This is a genomic window from Snodgrassella sp. ESL0304 (genome assembly GCF_013344995.1).
GTDB lineage: Bacteria > Pseudomonadota > Gammaproteobacteria > Burkholderiales > Neisseriaceae > Snodgrassella > Snodgrassella alvi.
In genome coordinates this window covers 1-20,314 of sequence record NZ_JAAEDR010000003.1, presented here as the reverse complement: position 1 = coordinate 20,314, position 20,314 = coordinate 1, and the positions used below count along the sequence as shown (strand labels likewise).

14 protein-coding genes and 1 rRNA gene are annotated in these 20,314 nt (G+C 41.8%); 6 read left to right on the top strand and 9 right to left on the bottom strand.

The window, feature by feature from the left end:
* Nucleotides 1-265: 265 nt before the first annotated feature.
* A complete protein-coding gene (locus tag GYX91_RS00355; protein WP_100126016.1) occupies nucleotides 266-574 on the top strand; it encodes a chorismate mutase in 309 nt (102 codons plus the stop codon).
* A gap of 45 nt (nucleotides 575-619) precedes the next feature.
* Here GYX91_RS00355 and murJ read toward each other — a convergent pair whose 3' ends face one another.
* Complete coding sequence (murJ, locus tag GYX91_RS00350; protein ID WP_110413739.1) at nucleotides 620-2,158, bottom strand: murein biosynthesis integral membrane protein MurJ; 1,539 nt, start codon at nucleotides 2,156-2,158, stop codon at nucleotides 620-622.
* A 247-nt stretch (nucleotides 2,159-2,405) separates the two neighbouring features.
* On the opposite strand from murJ, the gene asd reads away from it, so the two are divergent.
* Nucleotides 2,406-3,521 (top strand): aspartate-semialdehyde dehydrogenase, encoded by a 1,116-nt coding sequence (gene asd / locus GYX91_RS00345; RefSeq protein ID WP_174829669.1) that lies wholly within the window; start codon nucleotides 2,406-2,408, stop codon nucleotides 3,519-3,521.
* A 234-nt stretch (nucleotides 3,522-3,755) separates the two neighbouring features.
* On the opposite strand, the gene GYX91_RS00340 is transcribed toward asd, so the two are convergent.
* Nucleotides 3,756-5,144, bottom strand: a complete 1,389-nt coding sequence (locus tag GYX91_RS00340) for an L-cystine transporter (protein ID WP_174829668.1) — start codon at nucleotides 5,142-5,144, stop codon at nucleotides 3,756-3,758.
* 394 nt (nucleotides 5,145-5,538) lie between these two features.
* On the opposite strand from GYX91_RS00340, the gene thrB reads away from it, so the two are divergent.
* Nucleotides 5,539-6,459 (top strand): homoserine kinase, encoded by a 921-nt coding sequence (gene thrB / locus GYX91_RS00335; protein ID WP_037474477.1) that lies wholly within the window; start codon nucleotides 5,539-5,541, stop codon nucleotides 6,457-6,459.
* 30 nt (nucleotides 6,460-6,489) lie between these two features.
* On the opposite strand, the gene GYX91_RS00330 is transcribed toward thrB, so the two are convergent.
* Nucleotides 6,490-7,242 carry an SDR family oxidoreductase gene (locus GYX91_RS00330; protein WP_174829667.1) on the bottom strand — a complete coding sequence of 251 codons (753 nt, stop codon included), beginning with the start codon at nucleotides 7,240-7,242 and terminating at the stop codon, nucleotides 6,490-6,492.
* A gap of 88 nt (nucleotides 7,243-7,330) precedes the next feature.
* Here GYX91_RS00330 and GYX91_RS00325 point away from each other — a divergent pair, with 88 nt between their 5' ends.
* Complete coding sequence (locus GYX91_RS00325) at nucleotides 7,331-7,672, top strand: helix-turn-helix domain-containing protein (protein WP_084547589.1); 342 nt, start codon at nucleotides 7,331-7,333, stop codon at nucleotides 7,670-7,672.
* A gap of 362 nt (nucleotides 7,673-8,034) precedes the next feature.
* On the opposite strand, the gene GYX91_RS00320 is transcribed toward GYX91_RS00325, so the two are convergent.
* Entirely contained in the window at nucleotides 8,035-10,692 is a 2,658-nt protein-coding gene (locus tag GYX91_RS00320) for an autotransporter outer membrane beta-barrel domain-containing protein (protein WP_174829666.1), read from the bottom strand.
* 807 nt (nucleotides 10,693-11,499) lie between these two features.
* Here GYX91_RS00320 and GYX91_RS00315 point away from each other — a divergent pair.
* Nucleotides 11,500-13,878, top strand: coding sequence for a glucose/quinate/shikimate family membrane-bound PQQ-dependent dehydrogenase (locus GYX91_RS00315; RefSeq protein WP_174829665.1), 2,379 nt, complete (start codon nucleotides 11,500-11,502; stop codon nucleotides 13,876-13,878).
* Nucleotides 13,879-13,986: 108 nt separating this feature from the next.
* Here the strand turns inward: GYX91_RS00315 and leuS are convergent, their stop codons facing one another.
* The 4 genes from leuS to GYX91_RS00295 form a co-directional block, all read right to left on the bottom strand.
* The gene (gene leuS, locus GYX91_RS00310; protein ID WP_174829674.1) at nucleotides 13,987-16,626 is read right to left on the bottom strand and encodes a leucine--tRNA ligase; all 2,640 of its coding nucleotides are present in this window, start codon (nucleotides 16,624-16,626) and stop codon (nucleotides 13,987-13,989) included.
* 345 nt (nucleotides 16,627-16,971) lie between these two features.
* Nucleotides 16,972-18,729: a phosphoenolpyruvate--protein phosphotransferase gene (gene ptsP / locus GYX91_RS00305; RefSeq protein ID WP_084550395.1), complete on the bottom strand. Its 1,758-nt coding sequence runs from the start codon at nucleotides 18,727-18,729 to the stop codon at nucleotides 16,972-16,974.
* Nucleotides 18,729-18,998 carry an HPr family phosphocarrier protein gene (locus tag GYX91_RS00300; protein WP_037391766.1) on the bottom strand — a complete coding sequence of 90 codons (270 nt, stop codon included), beginning with the start codon at nucleotides 18,996-18,998 and terminating at the stop codon, nucleotides 18,729-18,731. Before GYX91_RS00300 ends, ptsP begins: the two co-directional genes overlap by 1 nt.
* A 1-nt stretch (nucleotide 18,999) precedes the next feature.
* Nucleotides 19,000-19,404, bottom strand: coding sequence for a PTS sugar transporter subunit IIA (locus GYX91_RS00295; protein WP_084550455.1), 405 nt, complete (start codon nucleotides 19,402-19,404; stop codon nucleotides 19,000-19,002).
* Between the two features lie 406 nt (nucleotides 19,405-19,810).
* Between GYX91_RS00295 and GYX91_RS00290 the strand changes: the two genes are divergently transcribed.
* Nucleotides 19,811-20,110: a tRNA (cytidine(34)-2'-O)-methyltransferase gene (locus GYX91_RS00290; protein WP_174829664.1), complete on the top strand. Its 300-nt coding sequence runs from the start codon at nucleotides 19,811-19,813 to the stop codon at nucleotides 20,108-20,110.
* Between the two features lie 101 nt (nucleotides 20,111-20,211).
* On the opposite strand, the gene rrf is transcribed toward GYX91_RS00290, so the two are convergent.
* Nucleotides 20,212-20,314 (bottom strand): 5S ribosomal RNA (rrf, locus tag GYX91_RS00285); the annotation flags it as partial.

Sequence of the window (20,314 nt, the reverse complement as noted above, 5' to 3'; positions counted from 1 at the left end):
TCATATTTTTTGTAACCAGAAAACAGCAAAAGTCAATCATGGATTTTTTCATTTATTTCGGTCAGTTATACTCATTAAAGCAATTTATGCTTTTGGGTTAAAATAATTAGCATAATAAAATATTACATTTCATATATTTAAATAATTTAATTTATCATATATTTAATAATAATATTAATTTGTAAAATTATCATTTTTTAACTGTACTACCACTTATATCAGTTTTACAATACAGATATCATGGAAATAAAAATTAACAAATACAATGACATATAATCAAATATATAAACCTGAGGACTGCCACAGCATAAATGACATTCGTACAGAAATAGATCATATTGATTATGCGGTAATCCAGTTACTTTCCGCCCGCTTTGAATATGTCAAAGCGGCCAGTAAATTTAAAATGAATGCTAAAGACGTACAAGCGAATGAGCGTTTTAACAGCATGCTTGAAAAACGCAAACAATGGGCAGATGAGCAGGGACTGAACGGAGATGTAATCAAGTCCCTGTTTTGCGAACTGGTGAAATATTTTATCGCAGAAGAATTAAAAGAATTTGAACACAAATAAATTTGCATGAATTCTTTTCATTTTCGTTATGAGGCTGAAATACCACTATTCTGCTTCAGCCCGCCGGAAATCGCGTACGCGGAAACCCAGAGCAAATAGTGATCCGAAATATAAAATAATACCGGTAACAATCAAAATACTTAATTGCCCTACTTTTGCCAACCCGCTACTGTGCCAGTTAAACGGCAGCCAATACTGTAATAACCATAACCCCAGACCCATAACAACAAGAGCCACCGTCAGACGCAATAGAAAACGCAGCCAGCCGGGGCTGGGGGTATACAATTTCTGTCGCCGTAACAGAGTAAACAGTAATCCGGCATTAATACAGGCGCCAAGACTGATAGCCAGAGCCAGCCCGACATGATGCAGCTTCCAGACAAACAGCAAATTCATCAGCTGAGTCATACATAAAGTAAAAATAGCAATTTTTACCGGCGTTTTAATGTTCTGGCGCGCATAAAATCCCGGTGCAAGTACTTTAATCAGAATCAGACCAATCAAACCAACAGCATAAGCGATAAGCGCACCCTGAGTCATTATTGCATCATACTCATTAAACTGCCGGTACATAAATAAAGTTGCCACCAGAGGAAATGACAGCACAGCCATACCCACTGCTGCCGGTAAAGTTAACAGCATGCACAGGCGTAATCCCCAGTCCAGCAATGCAGAAAAGCTGGCTATATCATTAGTAGCTGAGTGTTTAGACAAAGTGGGCAAAAGAATGGTTCCCAGTGCCACACCAAGCACACCAGTCGGTAATTCCATCAGACGGTCAGCATAATACATCCAGGATACTGAACCGGATTGCAAATAAGAAGCAAAAATCGTGTTTATCACCAGCGATATTTGCGCTACCGATACCCCCAGAATAGCCGGTGCCATTTGTCTGAGTACCCGGTTAACTGCTTTGTCCTTAAAATTGAGTCTGGGCATAGTCAGAAAACCCAGTTTAAATAAATAAGGCAGCTGATACAGCAACTGTAATAATCCGCCCACAAATACTGCCCAGGCCAGCGCCAGAACCGGAGGATGAAAGTAAGGTGCCAGCCACAGAGCAAATACGATAAAGGAGATATTCAGAAAAGTCGGTGTAAAGGCTGGAACAATAAACTGATGATAAGTATTCAGAATACTGCCAACCAGTGAAGACAGCGATATCAGAAAAATATATGGAAAAGTAATCCGCAGTAGTTGTACCGACAGAGCAAATTTATCGGCATCCTGCTGAAACCCGGGAGCAGAAATATAAATCACGACAGGTGCGGCCAGAATTCCGATCGCCGTTACAATAATCAGAACAAATGAAAGCAGCCCGGCCACATGCTGCACAAAAGCCCGGGTAGCTTCGGGTGATCGTGTTTCCCTGTACTCAGCCAGTATCGGTACAAAAGCCTGTGAAAATGCGCCTTCTGCAAAAATACGCCGTAACAGATTAGGCAGTTTAAATGCCACAAAAAAAGCATCAGTAGCCATCCCCGCACCAAAACTGCGGGCAATAATGGTATCACGGATGAAACCAAGAACACGCGACAGCATAGTCATGCTGCTGACTTTAGCCAGAGTACGCAGTAAATTCATCAGAAATGCCAATTAAAAAACAAAGGCGAAAGTGTACACCGGAATGTCAGCCGATTCTATATAATGGGATAACAGTATTGAATTGACGCTATAAATCCGGCAAAAGATAAGCTGTACAGCCTGAAATTTACCAGAATAGTAATTATCTGTTTACAAACAGTCGTGATTATGGTTAAAAGACCGGATAGTATTCTGGTATCTGGCAACAGAAATTTTAATTAAATTGAATTGTTTTAAGGAGCACCCGGTGAAAGTAGGTTTTGTTGGCTGGCGCGGTATGGTAGGTTCAGTATTAATGCAGCGCATGCAGGAAGAAAATGATTTTCAAAGTATTGCAGATGCGTATTTTTTCACGACATCAGCAGCCGGTGCAGCCGCACCTGATTTTGGCCAGACAGCAAAAACACTGCTGGATGCCCGTAATCTGGATGCTCTGGCTCAAATGGATATTATCGTTACCTGTCAGGGTGGCGACTATACCAAAGCAATCCACCAGCCGCTGCGTGATCAGGGCTGGCAGGGATATTGGATTGATGCTGCATCCACTCTGCGCATGAGCGATAAAGCAGTTATCGTACTTGATCCGGTGAACCGCGCAGTGATTGATAGCGCCCTGTCAAACGGCATCAAAGATTTTGTCGGCGGTAATTGTACAGTGTCACTGATGCTAATGGCTCTGGGCGGCCTGTTTGAACAGGATTTAGTGGAATGGGCTACCAGCATGACCTATCAGGCAGCATCCGGCGCCGGCGCCCAGAATATGCGTGAACTGATTAGTGCAATGGGTGCCATTGAAAATCAGGTTAGTTCAGAACTGGCCGATCCGGCCAGTGCTATTTTAGCCATAGACCGAAAAGTTGCCGATTTTTTACGCAGCGAAGCATACCCGCGGGCTCAGTTCGGCGTTCCTCTTGCCGGCAGTCTGATTCCATGGATTGATGCTGATCTGGGTAACGGTCAGTCTAAAGAAGAATGGAAAGGTGCTGTAGAAACCAATAAAATTTTAGGTCGCAGTGCACAGCCAATCGTTATCGACGGCTTGTGTGTCCGTGTCGGTGCAATGCGCTGCCACAGTCAGGCACTCACCTTAAAACTGAAACAGGATTTACCCGTAGCTGAAATTGAGAAAATTCTTGCTGCTGCCAATGACTGGGTAAAAGTTGTACCTAATGAAAAAACCGCATCTATGCATGAGCTGACACCCGCAGCAGTAACTGGCACATTAACTGTACCAGTAGGGCGCATCCGCAAAATGGGCATGGGTGGAGAATATATCAGTGCCTTTACCGTAGGTGACCAGCTTTTATGGGGTGCCGCAGAACCTATCCGGCGTATGCTACAAATCGTTTTACAAAACAGATAATATCTTTAGCAAAAACCTGACAGGCAGCCTCTACCGCCTGATTACTTGCGACATCATCATAGTATTATCCGAACAGGACAGTTAAATGATTAAAACTGTCCTGTTTAATTACCTGTCTGTAAACCTTAATCCGCTCATGCCCCATATTAAGAATTTAAACGAAAAACAATCAGCCACTCTGCTGTCACAGACCGGCTGCTAAGTATGACAAAATAGTTTTAAATACCTACTGCATTAATGTACCAGTCTGCCGTGCTCCGTACTATTTAATATTTTTTTATTAGTCTGATGCAGCCACTGGCTGGTTAACGTACCTGCAGTCATCGCACCGCTGACATTCAATGCCGTACGCCCCATATCAATCAATGGTTCTACAGAAATCAGTAAGGCTACCAGCGTAATCGGCAAACCCATTGCCGGCAGCACAATCAGCGCCGCAAATGTAGCTCCGCCGCCAACACCGGCCACACCCGCGGAACTGATAGTCACCATCCCGACCAGTGTTGCAATCCACCATGGATCCAGAGTATTGATACCTACAGTTGGCGCAATCATGGTGGCGAGCATAGCCGGATACAAACCGGCACAACCATTCTGTCCGATAGTTGCACCAAAAGAAGCAGCAAAACCGGCAATAGTTTTCGGTACACCAAGACGCTGCGTCTGAGCCTCGATATTAAGCGGAATAGAAGCAGCACTGGAGCGACTGGTGAATGCAAAAGTCAGTACCGGCCATATTTTCTGAAAATATTTACCCGGATTGATCCCAAATATGCCCAGTAACAGACCATGTACCCCGAACATCAGAGCCAGTGCCAGATACGAAACCAGTACAAAGCCTCCCAGCTTAATAATCTCCTGCATATTTGAAGAAGCCACTACTTTAGTCATCAGTGCCAGGACTCCATAGGGAGTTAACAGCATTACTATCCGTACCAATTTCATTACCCAGCTTTGTAAGATATCAATTGCCCTTAACACCCGCTCACCCTTAGCAGCATCATCTTTTAATAATTTCAATGCGGCGATACCGAGAAATACAGCAAAAATAACCACACTGATAATAGAGGTCGGATTGGCTCCGGTTAAATCAGCAAACGGATTTTTTGGAATAAAAGACAGTAATAGCTGCGGTACATTTAAATCTGCTACCTTGCCAACATAATTAGCCTGAATTGCATTAAAGCGCGCAGTTTCAGCTTCTCCCTGAATCAGACCGTTGGCAGTCAGACCAAACAGACTGGTCAGCAAAGTACCGATCAATGCAGCCATCGCCGTAGTAAACAGTAACACGCCGATAGTCATCAGACTGATTTTGCCTAGCTGAGCAGCATTATGTAATCGCGCCACAGCACTCAGAATTGAGGCAAACACCAGCGGCATAACGACCATCTGCAATAACTGTACATAGCCGTTGCCGACTACATCAAACCATTGTACAGAAGTACGGATTACCGGGCTGGATGCTCCGTAAATCAGTTGCAGCCCTAAACCCAATCCAATACCAAGAATCATACCCAATAATACTTTTTTGGATAAACTCCATTGGGTTGAATGCGTACGGCTCAGTATCCATAATAACAATGCGAACACCATAATGTTCGCGAGCAAAGATAAATTCATTTTATACTCCTGCGCCGGCAAGCTTTCTGCCCGCGTTTGATACCTAGTGCAAGCTAAGAATACGCAAAAGTAAATAAGTTGTGAAATAGCCCTTATGCATTCACTTATTCTATTTTATTATATGCCATAAAGATAAAATACTTTCCAGTATAGTTCATCGTCCGGAATATTGGCTTACGAATTACCCAATTTCTATTTCAGCCCCTTATATGACATAACCATCATTGAATTTAAACATCATCAGATAACAAGTTTTCTATGAACTACCGTTCATAAGCAATCATTCCAATAAATACTTGACATCAGCCCTTTATTGCCATCATGCTTGCAATTTGTTTAAACATCCTGTCTCAGGTTTAAACTTTTCGTTTAATTCTGTTTATTGGTTACATTTATGTCGGTTTACACCAGCGTTAGCGACGATGAAATGCGCAGCTTTCTGTGTGATTATCACTTAGGTCGGTTTATTGGTTTACAAGGTATCGCTCAGGGCGTTACTAACAGCAATTATTTTGTAACCACCACACAAGGGCGCTATGTACTGACTGTTTTTGAAGCCATGACACAGGATGAGCTGCCCTTCTTTTTAGATTTAACCCGGCATCTAAGTGCTCACGGCGTAGCCTGTCCTGCTCCTGTTGCCCGAACTGACGGTCGTCTGGATAGCACTTTGGCTGGCAAACCAGCCTGTCTGGTAACCTGCCTGACCGGCAGCGATACCAGCAGCCCATCCGTACAGCAATGTTTCAATACTGGAGCGATGCTGGCTAAAATGCATCTGGCAGGTAGCGAATTCACGCAGAAAATGCACAATCCGCGTTACACTGGCTGGTGGCATGAGGCCAGTACCCGCTTATTACCCTTTCTGGATCCGGAAGATCAGCAGTTATTACAAGCAGAAATTGCTTTCTTTGATGCACATGAACGTACAAATCTGCCTGCGGGTATCATCCATGCCGATTTATTCCGCGATAATGTTTTGCTGGATGGTGAACAGGTAGCCGGATTTATTGATTTCTATTATGCATGTAACGGTAACTTCATGTATGACCTTGCCATTGCCGTTAACGACTGGGCACGTCGTGCAGACCATCATATCGACCAGAATCTGCAACAGGCATTTATACACGGCTATGAAAGCATACGCCCGCTGACTTCCGCTGAACAGGATTACTTTCCGGTTGCACAGCGAGCTGCATGTATTCGCTTCTGGGTTTCCCGCCTGCTTGATTACCATTTTCCGCAGGCAGGAGAAATTACCTTTATTAAAGATCCGAACGTCTTTAGAGATTTACTACTGAATTTACGCAAATAACATCATTATTTTTTTATCAAAAAACTAAAATTAGATATTACCTACCCCCCCATCTACCAGTATTTCCGCACCGAGCATAAAAGATGATTCATCCGATGCCAGAAAAACAGCGGCTTTAGCCAGCTCTATCGGTTTGCCCAAACGCCCTAACGGTACCAATGCCTTAATTTCCTGCTGTAAATGTTTGACAGCATCCGCGTTAGTGGTATTTAAATTCATATGCGCCGGCGTGTCTGTCGGGCCGGGAACTAAACAGTTGAAGCGAATATTTCTGGATAACAGCTCTCCCGACAGTGTTTTGGCTAATGAACAGAGAGCAGCTTTACTGGACGCATAAATACTGCTTTGCGGTAAACCGATTTTGGTACTTACCGTACCGCACAAAATAACCGAACAGGGATCAGCCAGCAAAGGTAACAGCGCCTGTATCAGAAAAAACGGCCCCTTGAAATTAGTATTCATTACCCTGTCAAAAGTATTTTCATTCCAATCAGTTACCGGCAGATGAGTGACATCGGCCGCATTAATATATACGGCATCTAATCTAGGCCACATTTTGGTTAACTGTGCAGCCAGAAGCTTTTGTTCTTCAACATCAGAAGTATCACTTTGCAATATTATTACATCTGCACCTAATTCCTGCTTCGCTGCCAGTAATCTGTCTTTATTTCTGCCGGTTATGGCTACTGTCGCACCTTCGGCAATAAATTCTCTGGCAGTTGCCAGCCCTATTCCACTGCTTCCGCCTGTAATCAGTGTATATTTACCCGTTAACCTGTTCATAGATTCCCTTTCAAAAATAAAATTCAGTATAATTTAACCGGTTTACTTATGAAAGTAGGTACCAAATAGATACTAATGGAAAATAGTTATGCACACTGAAAAAAATACCCCTGATATTTATCATTGTCCTATGGTTAAATTTGTTAATTTAATTTCAGGAAAATGGGCTATTCCTATCCTGTATCGCCTGATTATCACTGATCAACCCATTCGTTTTGGCGAATTAAGGCGAGCCATCGCACCAATTACTCAGAAAGAATTAACAAAACAGCTAAAGCTGTTTGAACAAAAAGGATTAATTACCAGAAAGCTCTACCCCGAAGTACCGCCTAAAGTTGAATACCAGATAACAGCGCTGGGAAAAACTCTAAAACCGGCTTTGGTTTCCATCGCAAACTGGATGGAGCAGCATGAAAAAGATTTACTCTGAATACTATTCACCTATTCAGACAGACTGTAACTTAAACAGCAACAGCTATCCGGCAACAGCTGATTAGTATCAATAAAAGAAAAAGTAATTATGCATTTTAAATAATTAAATTGTTTATACTCAACCATTGATATCACTACTAAACGCATCCATTTAAAATGTATAACTGCATAGTCTCTGACTAGTTCATAATTACATTCAATAAATTAATATTAATAGCCATATTTCCTATATACATTGACCAATAATCAACTAAACACCAAAATGGTGGTACCAGAATTATCCGGCACCACCATGATTAAACCTGCTTTTAAACATCAGTCTTCGCTAAATTTTAGCTTTAGTCAGCAATAACATTCTGGTTAAAAGTTGTAACGATATCCCGCATTAATCTGCTTCTGATTAAATTTGTTTCCTGCAGAATAAACCATATCACCATAAATATGATGCTTCCCATTCAGCCGCACATTAATTCCTATACCGTTATCCCACCAGTTACCACCAAAATCATACTTTTCTTTTGCAACACGATTAAAGGTATAAGATGTTTTTCCATCAAACTCTCTCAGGTAACCCGTTTTAAAATATACATCCACCGGGTTTTTACCACTCTGAATAGTATAACCTAAAATAAGACTGGCACGCCCTATTAATGAATTATAACTGGCTAGTCTTGTACTTAATCCATTGGTCGCATTTATGGTGGCTCCATCCTGATGTGAATAAGTAAGCTGAGCCTGTGGTTCTAAATACCAACCCTCATCCGCATTTCCTGCACCGGATAAATGAATACGTTTGCCTACTTCTGCTCCTATGGAAAAACCATTGGTATTGCCATCTCCTTTAACATGATAGCCTCCTGCGGTCATACTATTGAACTTGTTGGTCATATGCATATACTTGACTAAACCATCAAGATAAAAACCATTCTGACTTTGTAACGTACCATATAATCCTAGTGAATAGCTTTTAGTACTGCCGTCACCAACGTTGTGATCAACTTCACCCCGGCTTAGTCCGCCCATTAAACCATAATATAGGTTCACTTTATCGTAATTCAGTTTACGGTCCAGCCCCATCTGTAATCCATAATAATCCATATCAAAACCAGACAACCGATTATCATTAAACGAGTTCAGTTTCCCTGTATATATACGCCCCCATACTTTACCGCTCGCTGTATCATCGGTACGGATTTGTCCCATACGCTGCAATAAAGTTTGTGTTTCAACATAACTCATTAAATAATTTGAATTAAGAATATTGGCCGAATTTTTTGCTGTATTAGTTAAATTTGGTTTGGAACCTGGCTTTGTGTCAGAGCCACCTGATGTTCCATCACCATTACCGGTGTTGCCTGAGCCACTGCCACCATTATCGTTGCTGCCTGAGCCGGCTCCACCTTGACCGATGTCGTTTGAGCCGCCAACAGGGCCAGATGCAGACAATATCCAGTCTGAACCGTCAGGATTAGAATTGCCAAATTCGTCTAAAGTATTAAATTCATAGCCACCAATATCTATTGCTGAGGACGATAAACTAAATTTAGCATCACCACCATTGGTTTCAACCAGTTTAATTTTTTCATTTCCGGTGACTGCAGCTGCGCCTGTACCTTGATCATTGATGATAATTCGATGATTACCTGTTGCCTGTTTTGCACCGGTAATTTTCAGCATATCACTATTTAACTTCGTGCCAATTGCAGTTCGCATTTCAAACACGCCATTACCAGCCAGCGAACCTGTTGTTAATGTCATTGCATTTGTACCGTCAAGCTTCTGCGCGGTGTTAGATGTATTATTATAGTCATAACCAAAGCTGACTTTGGCATCATCACTAAGTTTCAGAGAGTTAATATTTGAACTGCTTGTCATTTTCCACTGGCTATGGCTACCGGAAAGGCCAAGATTAATCTCACCTGCACCACCATCATTGTCTAAAGAGCTTAATAACATTGATCCGTCAGTCAGAGTTAAATTGACTACTCCTTTATCCCGAAGATCTTTATTTTCACTTGAAAAAATATCTCCAATAATTTCTGATTTACCATTAATCGTCACTTTACCAGCAGTTGCTTCTATAGCCTTAAAGTCTTTAGGATCCTGAACAACGATACGGTTACCATTTGAACCATCATTAATCTCTAATTTGCCTTTGTGCTGATCCATTAAAATTGCGGTACCACCCTTAATGGTGAGGTTAAGTCCTTTATTAAATTTCATAACATCACCTCTATCTATACCATCAGAATCTTCCACTAAAGGCGATATTTGTTCAATAGCAATACCAGCACCATAATACGTGTACTCCTTGTTGCCGGATTTGATTGTACCTGGCTTAGTTGTTATATCAATGTTTACTTTATCATTAAAAGTTAATTCATTACCTGCGATATTTGGGCTCTGTGCTTTCTGCGAAGCAATGCCTATACTTGCCGTCCCTTCAATCTTTATGTTTACCTCATCATTAAACGTACCTGTTGTACGTTTAGTTCTGGAAGAATTATAAGCAGATATACCTATGTTATAGTCTCCGTCTGGGCTATATTCTTGGCCTTTTATGGTTACTTTCCTGTTAAACTCACCGTTTCCTTCACTGGACAGATACATACCACGACCACTTGTAATATCTATGTCAAGGTCACTATTTGAAACCAAGTTAGATCTACTTGATAAATAAATACCATTAAAACTATTATAGTAGTTATTAGATTTCCGACCTTTAACCTTAAATAAATCACCATTGATAGTTGTATTTTTGTCGGAAGCTGCGGCAAGCCCCATTCCGCTACTACTATTCTGATCAATATCAATATGTGGTTCTGTTTTGTTTGTTATATCTATAATTAAATCGTCTGAAATTTTTATTCCAGTTTTTTTGTAATTCCCGATATTAGTATCATTAATATTTGTCTCTGCATTTACTGCTACCGGGAGTAGTGCCAGGGTTCCTAGTGAAAGTTTAAATACTAATGTATGTATAATTGAATTTAATTTTTTCTGCTTAAAGTTATTCATTTTCATGCCTGAATCAATGTTTTCAAATTGATGTTTATTAAATAAGTTAACAATATTTGCGTATATTAAATTTAATTGATTTTAACATTTATAATCATTTTTTAATATTTGCATATTATGCAATATTTATTAAAAAAAATATATATAGAATTATTCAGTTATTTCAAATATATATTAAAACATCTTATGCAAATAGTTTTCATTAATAATTATAATAGTACTAATAAATATACATTAGATGCACATTTATTATCCTAAGGATAAATTTTTATTTACAGTATTTAAAATCCACAGCAGATTAAACGCTAAATTTATTTAAGAATTATTATCCCTGTAAATTTATTTTTTTAACTCAAGATTGTTATTTGAACAGATAAATCTGCAAATTGCCTGGATTTAATCACGAGATATCATTCAGACCAGAAAATTTTAAATATTTAGTTTAACCTACACCGTTGTGGCGTTAATTCCGGTACTAGTATGCATACTTTTTCAAAAAGCCGATTAATTTTTGACTGCTTATAGTATTTTCTATTTAGTACACAAACTATTATCTATAATAATTTTATATCATGATATTTATTATATTTATTTCCAATAATAATCATAAGGTAAAAAATGGCAGTGCCATCCTGATGTAAAAAAATAAGCTGTGCTTGCGCTTTGAAATACTTGCCCTGTTTAACCAGATTCTGAATATTATAGTAAATTTTCTATTCATTAATATATATACATTTTCATCTTATATATTGTTTATTATAATAATTTTAGCAGTATTTTTTATAAAAACAGGTTAACAGAAGTATTATGAAAATATTTACATCATTTTTCGTCGCCAGAATAATCACTTTGCTGGTACTTTGGCTAACTGTTATCTACCTGCTAATTGGAGGGATATGGCTAATATGCCTGGGTGGTTCGCCCTTTTATGCCATTATTGCCCTGTTACTGAGTCTGTTTACTGTTCTGTACCAGTATCAGCGCAGTAGCTGCCTGTGGTTATATGCAATTATTCTGTTTATTACGCTAATCTGGGGTTTATGGGAGTCTGGCACCGATTTCTGGGCATTAGCACCGCGTTTTGACCTACTGTTTCTGTTTGGATTATGGCTTTTAACTCCGTGGTCAACACGGCATTTATCAGCGTCTGGAAATGGTAAAATAATTATTACATTAGCATTAATTACTATACTGGGTGTGATGTTCTACAGCATCAGCCATGATCCGCAGCAAATTAATGGCACCATTACTCGCCTCCAGCCAGCACCGGCAGCAGACGATAATGGTGTCGCAGCGGGAGACTGGCCGGCGTATGGTCGTACTCAGGGCGGAACACGCTATTCACCATTAACTCAAATCAATACCGCTAATGTTAAACAGCTTAAAGTAGCCTGGACTTACCATACCGGTGATTTCAAAACTGCTAATGATTCAGCAGAAACCACTAATGAACTAACACCGATCAAAATCGGCAATAAACTCTTTATCTGTACACCACACCAGTTTCTGGATGCTCTGGATGCCACTACCGGCAAACGTTTATGGCGTTTTGACCCTGAATTGCGCAGCAACAGAACTTTTCAGCATCTGACTTGTCGTGGTGTCAGCTATTATGATGCTACGACAGCACATAGTTCTGAGACCACCGCATCCGCTATTTGTCCGCAAAAAGTTTTATTGCCGGTTAATGATGGACGTCTAATTGCCGTCAATGCGCAAACTGGTCAGAAATGTCCGGATTTCGGTCATAACGGTGAAATTAATCTGCAAGCCAAAATGCCTTATGCTTTTTTAGGAGGATATAATCCGACCTCACCGCCTGTTGTAACACCTAGCACGATTATTATCGGTGGTTCGGTAACGGATAATCTCTCAACTAAAGAACCTTCCGGGGTAATTCGTGGTTATGATGTCAATAACGGCCAATTAAAATGGGTATTTGATACTGGTGCGGAAAACCCGAATGCGATGCCGGGTGAAAAGACCAATTTCGTGCATAATTCACCCAATGCATGGGCACCTCTGGCCTACGACCAGCAGCGTAATATTGTATATATCCCCACCGGAGTGAGCACACCGGACATCTGGGGTGGTCACCGTAATAAATTAAAAGAACGTTATGCCAACTCTCTTGTGGCACTGAATGCCTCAACTGGTAAACTGCTATGGCATTTTCAGACTACTCACCATGATCTTTGGGATATGGACGTACCGGCTCAGCCTTCACTGATGGACATTACAATACCATCCGGTACACGGATTGCTGCTATTTATGTGCTGACCAAAACCGGTAATATTTTTGTCCTCAACCGTGAAACCGGCCAACCCATTGTGCCAGTTACTGAACAACCGGTACCACAGACTCTGAAATATGGTAAACCGACACAGGGTGAACATTATGCCGCTACTCAGCCTTTCTCAGCTTTAAGTCTGATGCCGAAAGACAAACTGACTGACAAAGATATGTGGGGAGCAACCATGTTTGACCAGCTTCTGTGCCGCATCCAGTTTAAGCGCTTAAATTACAATGGCATTTATACACCACCTTCTGAAAATGGCACACTGGTATTTCCGGGTAATCTGGGGGTATTTGAATGGGGTGGTATATCTGTCAATCAGGATCGGCAAATTGCTCTAATGAACCCAATCGGACTGCCCTTCGTTTCCCGCCTGATTCCGGCTAATCCCGACAGGGCTCAGCAAAAACAGGGTGCCGGTACTGAGAATGGTATCCAGCCGATGTATGGTGCTCCTTATAGGGTAGAAATTAATCCTTTTCTGTCACCAATAGGTTTACCTTGTAAACAACCGGCATGGGGATTTGTTGCTGGTGTTGATTTGCAGACTAACCAAGTAGTGTGGAAAAAGCGTATTGGCACTATTCGTGACAGTCTGCCGAAATTATTTGAATTACCACCATTGAAAATTGGCGTTCCGGGTCTGGGTGGTTCAATATCCACAGCGGGTAATATTATGTTTGTTAGTGCAACGCAGGACAACTATCTGCGTGCATACGATACCAGTAACGGAGATTTATTATGGCAGACACGTTTGCCGGCCGGCGGACAGGCTACACCAATGACGTATGCCGTTAATGGTAAACAATATGTAGTACAAATGGCCGGTGGTCATAGCTCATTCGGTACGAAGATGGGAGACTATCTGATCGCCTATACTCTACCCTGAATTATTTGCGCTACAGGCGCCAAATAACCTGGGCGTATTTCGCAGTAATTGATTTATGTAATAAAAAAAGACATGTTAATAACATGTCTTTTTCATCGGATTATGCGATCAGACAACAATATTGACTAATCGTTTTGGCACAACGATAACTTTTTTCGGTGTTTTGCCATCCACAAATCGTTGTATGGCCGGATCAGCCAGCGCTACTGCCTGTACTTCATCATTACTACTATCGGCAGAAACAGTAATTTGTCCGCGCAGCTTTCCATTTACCTGAACCATCAGGGTAATTTCATCCTGTACCAGTGCGGCTTCATCAACACATGGCCATGCAGCATCCCACAGCGTTTTCTGCGGAGACAGCTCATTCCATAATGTTTCACACACATGAGGCACAATCGGCCATAACAGACGCAATACGCACTCCAGCACTTCCTGTGCCACGGCTCGCCCTGCTTCTATAGTGCAATCAGTCCGGTCATACTGATTCAGCAGTTCCATAACCGCAGCAATTGCGGTATTAAATTGCTGCCGGCGACCATAATCATCGGTTACTTTGGCGACCGTGCTATGCAGTTTCAACCGCAGTGCCTTCAGGTCGGCAGACAAATTATCCTGACTGCCGGTAAATGCGGTTACACCTGCACCCTGCTGTAAATAATCATATACAGTACGCCACAAACGGCGCAGGAAGCGATGAGCACCCTCTACCCCGGCATCTGACCACTCCAGTGATTGCTCAGGTGGTGCGGCGAACATCATAAACAATCGCGCAGTATCCGCACCATAGCGGTCAATCAGCTCTTGCGGATCCACACCATTATTCTTAGATTTAGACATTTTCTCAATGCCACCGATACATACCGGTTTACCATCTGCTTTCAGGGTTGCAGCCAGAGGCCGGCCTTTATCATCCCGCTGCAAATCCACATCTTGCGGTGCAATCCATTCTTTGCTGCCATTAGCACCTTCACGATAATACGTTTCACATACCACCATACCCTGGGTAAGTAAGCGGGCAAATGGCTCATCTACATTCAGCAGTCCCTCATCGCGCATTAACTTTGTAAAGAAACGGGCATAGAGCAGATGTAAAATAGCATGTTCAATACCGCCGATATACTGGTCTGCATTCATCCAGTAATTAGCAGCCTCTTTGTCCACCATTGCGGTATTGCAATGTGGTGATGCATACCGTACCGCATACCAGCTCGATTCAACAAAAGTATCCATAGTGTCGGTTTCCCGACGAGCCGGTTTACCGCAGCAAGGACAGGTAGTTTCGTAAAATTCCGGCATTCTGGCTAATGGAGAACCGGCACCATCCGGTACCACATTTTCCGGTAAAACAACTGGCAACTGTTCTTCCGGAACAGTGACATCACCACAATCATCACAATGGATAATCGGAATCGGGCAACCCCAGTAACGCTGCCGGGAAATACCCCAGTCACGCAGGCGATATTGTGTTTTCGGTGCACCGGCATTTTTAGCCTGTAAAATCTCACCAACACGCTCAAATGCCGCATAAAAATCCAGACCATCCAGTTCACCGCTGTTAACACACTTTGTCTGCTCTTTACTGCCATACCATTCCTGCCACACGCTTGTATTAAAAGCATCTGTATTCTGCGTAGAGGCAATTACTTGTTTTACTGGTAGCTGATATTTAGTGGCAAATTCAAAATCACGTTCATCATGCGCCGGAACAGCCATTACCGCACCATCACCATATCCCCACAGCACATAATTGGCCACCCAGACCGGCAGCACATCGCCATTAAGCGGATTGATGGCAAAGCGTCCGGTAGGCATACCTTTCTTCTCCATCGTGGCCATGTCTGCTTCAGCCACAGAACCGGCCTTGCACTCAGCAATAAACTGCTGTAACTGAGGGTTATCAGCAGCGGCAGCTGTCGCTAGCGGATGTTCTGCAGCAACAGCAACATAAGTTGCTCCCATCAGTGTATCAGGACGTGTGGTATATACCTGTACAAAATCTGCATACTCACCGGTTAATCCCGCTTTACTGTCTTCAGCTAGTGCAAACCGTACCTGCATCCCGCGTGACTTGCCAATCCAGTTGCGCTGCATGGTTTTTACCTGCTCCGGCCAATGTTCCAGTGTATCCAGACCATTGAGCAGCTCTTCAGCATAATCTGTAATCCTGAAGTAATACATCGGGATTTCACGTTTTTCTACAATGGCACCGGAACGCCAGCCACGACCGTCTACAACCTGCTCATTGGCCAGTACAGTCTGATCCACCGGATCCCAGTTTACTGTTCCGTTTTTCTTATAAATAATGCCCTTCTGGAATAAACGCACAAACAGCCACTGTTCCCAGCGATAATATTCCGGTGTACAGGTCGCAATTTCCCGCTCCCAGTCAATCGCAAAACCTAAACTCTGCAACTGCTTTTTCATATAAGCTATGTTGTCATAAGTCCATTGTGCCGGGGCTACCTGATGTTTCATTGCAGCATTTTCAGCAGGCAAACCAAATGCATCCCAGCCCATCGGCTGCATCACATTAAACCCATTAAGCAAGCGATAACGGCTCAGTACATCACCAATAGTGTAGTTACGCACATGTCCCATATGTAACTTACCCGAGGGGTAAGGAAACATCGACAAACAATAATATTTAGGTTTCGGACTAAAATCTTTAGCGTTAAATAAACGGTATTCCTGCCAGCGCGCTTGTGCAGCCGGCTCAATCTTTTCGGGACAATAATGTTCTTGCATCATGAATTATCAGTTTATTGTATAAAAATAGACCACTATTATAACAGTTTACTCAAGACACAAACTTGCAATTAATCATTCTGGCAATACAGTTATTGAGCTTAGTCCATCAATACTACAATAGCATATTAATTGCATAAAACATTTTTAATATTTATATAGCATATATAAAAATAAATAAAAAAAACCACCGATACCAAGGGAGGGAATATCGGTGGACAATTTGCGGGAAAACACTACTTACTCAATACTGATTGTCAGGCAAAAACAATACTGACAAATTTATTATAGGAACTTCATCATTAAACGCAGTTAAACTGTGCTAAGTCAGACAAAACAATTTATTTAATCCGCAGTTTCAGATAATTCATGTGAAGAATTTAATTTTTTCAATAATTTTAATGCTTTATCCGGATCATCATTACGTAATATTTTCTGTACTTCGGTTTCAAGCATCAGCAGATCACTTTGAATAATCTGATTTTTCACCGCCAGAATATTATTTGCATTCATCGAAAACCGGCGCAGCCCCATCGCCATCAATAACCGTGTATATTGAGCATCACCAGCCATTTCTCCGCACACGGATACTGGTTTATTCAAACGTGCAGCGGTACGAATAATATGCAGTAATAACTTCAGTACCGCAGGATGACCCGGCTGATATAAATAACTCACACTTTCATCATTACGGTCTGCCGCCAGCGTATACTGAATTAAATCATTAGTACCGACTGAAACGAAATCAATCATCTTCAAAATAGAATTAACTGTTAATGCAGCTGACGGAATCTCTATCATCGCCCCAACCTGAATATTTTCATCAAAGGTTTCAAAGCGATCATGTAACTGTTGTTTAGCGGTATTTAGATGAGTTAAACACTGCTGTATCTCTGTTACAGATGAAATCATTGGCCACATCATGCGCACGGGCCCCAAAACCGCAGCCCGCATAATTGCCCGCATCTGAGTACGGAACATCACAGGTTCAGCCAGACACAAACGGATACCGGTCAATCCCAAAGCCGGATTCATCGTATGACTGGGACCAAACCAGCGCGGATTTTTATCTACACCTAAATCAATTGTCCGTATGGTTAATGGTTTACCCTTCAGCTTTTTAACCACATCAGCGTATTCGGTATACAGTTCATCTTCTGTAGGCAGAGCATCACGGTTCAGATAAAAAAACTCACTGCGATATAATCCGATACCATCCATACCCAGACTATGCAGTGCTTTTATGTCATTAGCACTTTCAATATTACCCAACAACTCAATATTAATTCCATCTAATGTTGTTGCTGCCGTATTCTTAAGTTTATTTAACTGCCGTCTTAAGCTGCGAAATTCCCGCAAGCGTCGGCGATATTCCTTTAAAATAACATCATCAGGTGCAATAATAACTACACCCATTGTGCCATCTACAATAATCAGCTCATCTTCATTAATTAATTCCCGTGCATAGCCCAGTGCAATCACAGAGGGAATATCCAGGCTACGTCCCAGAATCGCGGTATGGCTAGTTGGTCCGCCGGCATCAGTAACAAATGCAGCAATACGGCTGTCTTTAAAAAAAACCGTATCTGCCGGCGATAAATCATGGGCAACAAGAATCGTATCTTCTTCAAAATCCTCCGCTTCAGTCACGACTTCTGTCGATAAACCAATCAGATTTTTAAAAATACGCTCAACTACTTGCAGCATATCCTGCTTACGTGCGCGTAAATAATTATCTTCAATTGCATCAAACTGATCTGAAAGTTTATCCGTTTGCAGTTTTAATGCCCATTCTGCATTAACACATTGTGCTTCAATAATATCTACAGGCTCTCTGGATAGACTTACATCACCTACCAGCATCAGGTGCAGAGAAATAAACGCTCCCAGTTCTGAAGGTGCATTCTGCGGAATATCTGTACGCAACTGCTCTAACTGACGGCGAGTTGTTTTGATTGCCTGCTCATAACGGGCAACTTCTGCGGGCACTTCTTCAATCGACAACTCCTGATGTGGCACATCGTCCATACCGCGCACCACCAGATGAGCACGACCGATAGCGACACCGGCCCCCACTGCAACACCATGCAGGACGATACTCATTATTCGTCTTCACCAAAATAATTATTAATCAGCTCAACCAGCGCTTGCATTGCCTGACTTTCATCAACACCGTCGGTTTCCAGCTCAATTACACTACCTTGAGCAGCAGCCAGCATCATTAGTCCCATAATGCTTTTACCGTTAACGCGGCGATCTTTCCGAGTTACCCATACTTCGCACTGAAACCGGCTGGCTACCTGAGTAAATTTATTCGATGCCCGTGCATGCAAACCAAGCTTGTTAATAATCTCAATTTCCTTTTTTACCATTTCAAAGCTCATCCTGATTAGAAATAGTCATAATGCCGGCAATAGCAGCAGCTTTAACTTCATCTGCAAATTTATGTACATCATCTACTTTAGTAAAATGTTGAAGTGCCTTAATCAGCATTGGAGCATTAAGACCAGTTAGCAGAATTACATTGTCACTCTGAATTAACCGGCGCACCAGATTACAGGGTGTGGCACCGAAAATATCAGTGAGAATCAATACACCGTGACCATAATCCAAAGAAGCCAGTTTTTCTACAACCTCAGCATGTATACTTTCAACTGAATCACTACTACGTACCCCGATTAAAGTAACATTATCAGGTACAGAACCAAAAATATGCCGGATTAATTGCATATTTGCCTGCCCTACTGTCTCGTGGGTAACAATCATCAAACCTATCATTGTATTACCTATTACCATTTGGGTATTAAGTGTACTGAATAAACCCATTCAATGAGAAATAATCGTACTGACTTTTACTACCCGACAAACAATTGGCTTAATATTTCTGCCTATAAATCTCCCAATCAAAACTTATCATACTAATCACATAACAGGAAGAGTCTGTCAGAAGAAAATACAGAATAAACAATATGCATATTACTGCTACAGGGCAGCACAATAATTATATAAGTGAAATAATATTTAAATCAGACCAGAATCTATTTCTGAACCGTTAAATAGTTATCGAATCGTTTATGGAGCGATCATCTATATAAACTGTAACCAAAAGTTTTTCATTTTTCCCAAACTATATTTCAACCACTAAAGTTTGTATCCAAAGCTATAGTACATAGTACTTATAGCAATGAAATTTAAAATGTTCATCGGGATAACCGAAACTCAGACTAATGCACAAGTCTATCTGATAGAAACCTACGGCACACGCAACTACACTCAGTTCGACTACAGCGACCCCAATCAGCAAATCTACTTTCTCTTCGGTCGTGAAACCACCGGACTGCCCGAGGCATTCGCACAGGCACGCGCTGAGCAATGTCTGCGAATCCCGCAGTCAGAGCACATCCGCTCACTGAACCTGTCCAACGCCGCCGCCATCGTCCTCTACGAAGCACTGCGTCAGCAGTCCTTCCCCTCTCTAACCTAGATACAGCAACAGCAGCCATCAGGCTGCTGCGGTATTGTTCTCTTCTCTGCGCTTAAAGTAAGAAACCCGGCTGACTGATCAACCGGGTTCTTCTATAGGGAGTCTGGCGGTGTCCTACTTTCACATGGGCAATCCATACTATCATCGGCGCTAGGTCGTTTCACGGTCCTGTTCGGGATGGGAAGGCGTGGGACCAACCCGCTA